The sequence below is a fragment of the Phocaeicola sp. genome, assembly GCF_057861905.1.
In genome coordinates this window covers 1-5991 of the sequence record NZ_DBMACV010000113.1, presented here as the reverse complement: position 1 = coordinate 5991, position 5991 = coordinate 1, and the positions used below count along the sequence as shown (strand labels likewise).

5 protein-coding genes are annotated in these 5991 nt (G+C 48.0%); all 5 read right to left on the bottom strand.

From position 1 onward, the window contains the following. Positions 1-90 precede the first annotated feature (90 nt). The gene (locus tag ACZM60_RS14235; protein ID WP_489521819.1) at positions 91-900 is read right to left on the bottom strand and encodes a FimB/Mfa2 family fimbrial subunit; all 810 of its coding nucleotides are present in this window, start codon (positions 898-900) and stop codon (positions 91-93) included. A 118-nt stretch (positions 901-1018) separates the two neighbouring features. Then, a complete protein-coding gene (locus ACZM60_RS14230) occupies positions 1019-2179 on the bottom strand; it encodes a hypothetical protein (RefSeq protein ID WP_489521818.1) in 1161 nt (386 codons plus the stop codon). A gap of 81 nt (positions 2180-2260) precedes the next feature. After that, positions 2261-3853: a DUF3575 domain-containing protein gene (locus ACZM60_RS14225; RefSeq protein WP_489521817.1), complete on the bottom strand. Its 1593-nt coding sequence runs from the start codon at positions 3851-3853 to the stop codon at positions 2261-2263. Positions 3854-4054: 201 nt separating this feature from the next. Next, entirely contained in the window at positions 4055-5563 is a 1509-nt protein-coding gene (locus ACZM60_RS14220) for a helix-turn-helix domain-containing protein (protein ID WP_489521816.1), read from the bottom strand. A 27-nt stretch (positions 5564-5590) separates the two neighbouring features. Next, entirely contained in the window at positions 5591-5722 is a 132-nt protein-coding gene (locus ACZM60_RS14215; RefSeq protein ID WP_489521815.1) for a hypothetical protein, read from the bottom strand. Positions 5723-5991: the final 269 nt, after the last annotated feature.

Here is a 5991-nt window from a genome sequence, read left to right as displayed (position 1 = left end):
ATTGTTTCTTTGAAAACAAACCGGATGCATTGCAAGGATACTATATTGAGGACTCAAAACAACTGGCCTTATTCTAAACTTATCCCGAACTCAGGTATCAATATCTTCTTGGTATTTGTTCAAGTAGTTGAGGATATTTCCTCTTACCAGTTCCTCACCGGTATTTTTATCTTTCAGCACCAGCTCGTGCGCACACGTCGTTTCGTCCAGACAGGCTTCATGATCCAGTCGGAATAGGGCAAAGTCACTGGTATGATAGCAGTTCTTTTCCGCATCGTAAACCAGCTCCGGATAAATGGTACCCTTCACCTCCGTGTTGATTTTATTCTCGAACGAGGTCTGTGCATTCGAATTTTCAAAACTCAATTCATACGGCATGTCGGCACGGCTTTGCGGAGCAGGCAGACCGTAAATTTCTACTTCGGTATCTACGTGCGAGCTGTACAGCGTCACCGTATCCCGATACATGACACCATCTTGGGCAGGCATGACAAACTCTTGCTGACCCATATAGTTGTCATCATGATTAATTACATCTCTCGAATCATCATTCCAGAACGGCGACTGAATATAAATATCCGAAAGATGGTCGGCATATAAATTTTCTACTACCGTATGGTCGTAGGCATTTCCTATTGCCACAACTTTGTATTTTTTTCCATACTGCAACCGGAACGAGGGTACAGCAGTAAAGTTCTTCAACTCGTCCTGAGTATAATGACCGACATCTATAATGTGTCCGCCCTCATCGAAAACATACAGGTCTACTTTACTCATATACTTATACAACACGTCCGTATCACCATCTGCCAGATACTGGAAATAAATAGTGACATTATCACAGTCGTCAAAATCCTCCTTGACGCAACTGCTTGGCAGGACGAAAACCAGCAGTGCCATCAACATTATTTTTAGAAACTTTATCATATTCGTTCTTATGAATGTTATAAAACTGTATGTCTTAGGAAATAGAGTCTGGCGGATGATTCCGCCAGACTTTGATTATAGGGATATGAGGTTATTTAGTCCATTCAGCACCGATAGTTTCCACAGCCCATTCGGCTTCGGTTACGGTTACTTCTACACCATACAAGGTATTTCCACCTTCATCACCGATGATATTTTCATCTGTCAGCTTAGCGCTTGTAATGCGATAGATATGTCCCGATTCAAATTTGGTAATCTGAGCACCACCATTTTCTGCTGTCTGCTTGTAAGATGTAATCATCGCATAGCGAGGAGCTGGGAGCGGGTGGTCAGCATCTTTTGCTTCAGATTGATTGAAATAAATCTTGAAAATAGGAAGGTTACCTGCACCGTCAGCACCATAGAAATAGTAAGCATATGCCTTGCCTGCAGTTTCCGGCCATGTCTGGTTAGCAGTCAGGAATTCGGTTTCAGTAGCTGCATCTTGTAAAATAGCTAAATCACCTGTACCTGTAGCGTTAGTACCATTATAACTATAATCTGCAGGAGTACCTGAGGCACATGGGAATGCACCGTTAGCATAAGTTACGCCAGTTCCTTCAGCATATACATTGTCCAGATATACACCGGCAATTTTCAATGTTTTATAAGCACAATCACCAGTAGCGTGAGTATCAGTAATATGCTGAATGCCTGACACTTCCAGACGTGCTACCGGAATAGCCAGCGTGACTGAAGCTGTATACAGCTGATAGGTCTTGTTTTCATCACCTGAGTTAGCACCTGTTTCATAACCAGCACCACCTTTATCACCCGGAGAAGCTGTATTAGGTGTCAACTTAAAACTTTCAGTTTCACCATAGGCAGGAACTCCAGCCGGATCACCTGTAAATATGGTAGGAGCCTCCCCCGCATAAGAAGCTTCTCCACCATTCATAGAAACCGTAATCTTTTTAGGTTCTTTTACATTCCAGAATGTAACCGATTTCTGTGTTTTTAATTGCTCAGCGTTCAATTTAATCGATTGTTCACCATTACCAGCTGTCAGTTCAATTGTAACATTACCTGTGACAGGCACAGTAGTAGCTGTTGTTCCATCTACTATCGCTCTCGACATCGAAGGACTTACAATATTGATCGTCACTGCACCAACACCGTCAGGCAACTGAGTGTTGTCCACCACTTCCTCATTTGAGCATGCAAATAAACCCAAACCTGCAAACGCCCACAATAAACTCTTAGAAAATTTCATAATACAATTTTTTAAAGTTAATACTCTTATATCAAATTTGTTCTCATCACTTTCTTATTCCGCCATCAAGTCCAGATACGCCTACAGCGCCTTCAGGTTCTCTGCTGCGGGAGCATAGCCTGCCTCCGAAGCACGTCCGAACGCTCCGACTGCCTTTTCCGGCTGACCGTTCTTGACGTAAGCCGCACCCAGCATGTTCTGCAGCGCACCGTCCTGTGGAGCCTTCTCCAGCAGAGCTACTGCCTCACCGGCACGCTGTGCCTCCAGCAGCGCCAGTGCCGCATTGTTCACTGCCGTCACGTCCTGCGGATAAGTCTTCGCACCCGTCAGCAGGCAGTCGATGTACTGCGGCGTCCCCTTGCCGTAGCTCTCTGCCACCTTGTGAATCTCGCTCACGCTCATCAGTTGCGGACTTTCCACTATCATCTTGCGTCCTTCCTCGATGGTAAAGTGACGCACGTTATACTCTATGCGATACTCGTTGCGGCGCACCGGAGCATACATCTCGTTCACCAGCCGGGTATATACCGCTACCGACACCCGCTTCTTCAGTTCTGCCTCGCAGGCATCCTTATCGTCGCCGCAGTTATCTATCAGTTGCAGAACCTCCTGCTGCTGTTCCAGCCCCGGATGACGCTCCACCTCCTTGCGCAGACCTTCCCAGTCTTCGCCCTTCCATGCTACGTGGTAAAGCGAACGGTCTATTCCGTCCAGATCGCGGCGCACATAGTCGGTAAACGCCTGCGCACGCCGTTTAGACAAGTCCATGTTGTATGTCATCGAACCCTCGGGCGACGCATAACCGGTTACGTAAATGCCTGTAATCGTCAGGTCGGGATTGTCGCGCACCACCTGAAACGACTCTTTCACCTTTGCCAGCTCCGCGCGGTTCTGCTTGTAAGCCGGATCGATGCGGTCGCTGTTCTGGCGGAATTCCAGCCGTGCCACCCTCGTTTCCGAACGGCGTTTCACCACTTCTTCCTTCGGCTCGATGAACGGAGTCACATACACCGGATTCACGGCGGGGAAAATGGTACCTCCGTAAGCCGTTTCGCGACCCTCGTCGCACAGCGCACAGCCCGTCACGTATGCACGCAGCTCTACGCTTCCGTCTATCATCCACCGTTTGAAAGGTACCGATGTTTCATACGAAATCAACTGTTCCGAACCGTTGTCGCGGCGTACCACCAGCAGGGCGTCCTCGTCGAAGTTCTCCCCGTTCAAGGCCCGTGCACGCTGCTGTACCCTGTCGCGCGTCTTTCCGTTGATGACAAACGGAGGCAACTCCTGTTCCATGCTGCCGTCGGCTGCCACGATGACCGGTACCACCCGCAGCGAATGCTGCCGGTTCATCTTCAGGTTGTCCAGCCCGATTTCCATCTTCACGTTCGCCTTGCGGTCCGCTGTTTTCAAATGTCCGTTGAACGCTTCACAGAACCAGTACCGCGCTTCCGGTTGTACCAGCCAGTGCTTCATCTTCCGGTCATCACCTAAATTAAAGGGATTATAGTTTCCCGAAACATCAATACTCCATTTGGGAGCTACCCGAAACTCAGCCCCCACATTCAACGTTGTGGTTACATCATAAAGAAGGTTTGTCTTGACCGCTATTTTCTGGGCTGAAACGGACATACCTGCTATCAGAAAGGTTATTAATGCAAACAGTTTTCTCATAGTCCTTTGCTCTTAAGTTTTATCACGTGACACAAAGTTACCAAACGCTTAAAAACTGTCAATAAAAATTAATTTCCAATCTGTCGTATGAAAAGACAAAAAATGACGAGAATTATTATGAAAAAATCCAAATCAGCTTATTCATAGCAGGTTATACAAAAGCATAATGGACAATATAGGAAAGAAATACCGCCTTTCTTTTTAAATTTTATTACGGAACAGATTGGGGCTCATGCCGTATTTATCCTTAAACAAACGGTAAAAAGTAGACAGATTAGGAAGGGCACTCTGCTCCGCTATTTTACTGATTGACCAGTCGGGATGCTCGTGAAACAGCTCGATGGCATATTCCAGCCTCAGGTTATTCAGGTAAGTAGTCAGGTTGGCGTTGCCTGACTCCTTCAGCACACTGGCAAAACGGTTCTTGTCCACTCCCATGATACGTGCATACTGGTCGCGCCCCAGACTGTAGTCGAGGTAAAGCCTTCCGCCGCGTACCTTCTTGTCGAAACGGGTAAAGAGTTCCTCGTTGGAAAGGCGCGAAAGCACCACCTTCTCCGGCTCCTCCTGCTGCAGCAGCGGCGCCACCTCCTCTGCCTCTTTCTCCACCGGACGGGTATCCGCTACGGCAGGATGTCCTTTTCTCAGCAGATACTGCTGCACCTGACGCAGCTTCTCCAGCTCCACAATCCGAATACGCATCTTGCCGCCTTTCCGGATAAAACGCCCCAGTGCCAGCAGCGTCAGCAGCAGCATGCCCGCCAGTACACCGATCCAGAAAGTCCGTACTTTCAACTTCTCTTCTGTTTCTGCCAGCTTCTCCTGGGCGGTCATCGCATTAAACAGGTCGGCGTTCTCCAGCAGATAATTGCGCTCGTTGTTCAGCCGCATAGCCTGCTGGATAGCGAGCCTGCGCTTTGCCACCACATAAGCCTTCCGGTAGTCGCCCACCGCCTCGTAAGCCTCGCACGCCTGCTCCAGGAGCCGCACATACGAAATGTTGAGCGTATCGCGCCGGTCCATCTCCCTGACGTATGCCTGTGCGTTCCCGATAACCTGCTCGTATTTCTTCATGGTAAGCAGGTAGTCGTTTATCTCCAGACGTCCCACAAGGGTTTTCGAGAAATGGGTACCGAGAAACGACTCGTAATACACCTGAGCCTCGACCTCCTTTCCCAGCACATGGGCAAGAAAAGCCATCTTGCTGTACAGGTAGCCCGACTGGTTGTCGCGCCTCAGTACAGGCAGGCGGGAAAGCAGCTTGCTCCGTTTCAGTCCTGTCTGCCACGCCTCAGTATAGTTCCGGTCACTGATGTAATACATCATCAGGAAGCCATACGTGTGCGACAGGTAGTAAACCTCGCTCTCCGATTTCCCGCCTTCCAGCAGCTTTATCGCATGGAACACACATTCGTACGCCCTCTTGTTCAGGCTCAGCCTGCGGTACAGATAGCCTTCGGACAACAGCATACCGGCAAGCATGACATGATCCGAGGCCGAAGAAGCATACTCCTTGCCCTTGCGGATGTAGCGGGTCGCCTTGTCCAGCGAAAATGCAAAGACCGACGACTCCGCCAGTATCATGAATATCCGGCGGTACATGAGGGTGTCCGATTTTATCTCTACCGAGTGGTAGGCTTTCTCGGCACTGACCAGCGCTTTTTCGAACATCGACAGCCGGAAATAAGCGCACGCACGGATATAATCCAACTTATACGACGGGTACTGTGCTTTCCGTTACAGACTGTCAATCTGTTTCAGTGCTTCCTGTGGAAACTGGGAAGCCTGTTCACGCAAATCTGTCAGCTCCGGAGCAGAATATCCCGCCATAACAATAAAAGTTAGTATGATGAAGAGGTAATATCTCATTTTTTTTAGTATTTTTACAATTTTATTCCAACAAAATCGGTTTTGTAAAGTTATTTACACCCTCAAAACTACAAAATAAATTAATAAAGAATCTTTCTCCAAAAATAAAATTAATGTAGCGTTGGCAAAATTGTCTTAATACTAAAAACCAGGGACAGCCTCTTCTACCTTAACGTGAGTTCGACGAATTCAAAACAAAGCGAGCTGTGTGTCAAGAGTTCTTGTAACATTGATACACGGCTTCTTCGGAAAGCAACAATATGCAGCAA

Bases quoted from the DNA above. Each gene is read 5' to 3' on its own strand.
- ACZM60_RS14235 (WP_489521819.1), bottom strand. From the start codon at position 900: ATGGCACTGCTGGTTTTCGTCCTGCCAAGCAGTTGCGTCAAGGAGGAT.
- ACZM60_RS14230 (WP_489521818.1), bottom strand. From the start codon at position 2,179: ATGAAATTTTCTAAGAGTTTATTGTGGGCGTTTGCAGGTTTGGGTTTA.
- ACZM60_RS14225 (WP_489521817.1), bottom strand. From the start codon at position 3,853: ATGAGAAAACTGTTTGCATTAATAACCTTTCTGATAGCAGGTATGTCC.
- ACZM60_RS14215 (WP_489521815.1), bottom strand. From the start codon at position 5,722: ATGAGATATTACCTCTTCATCATACTAACTTTTATTGTTATGGCGGGA.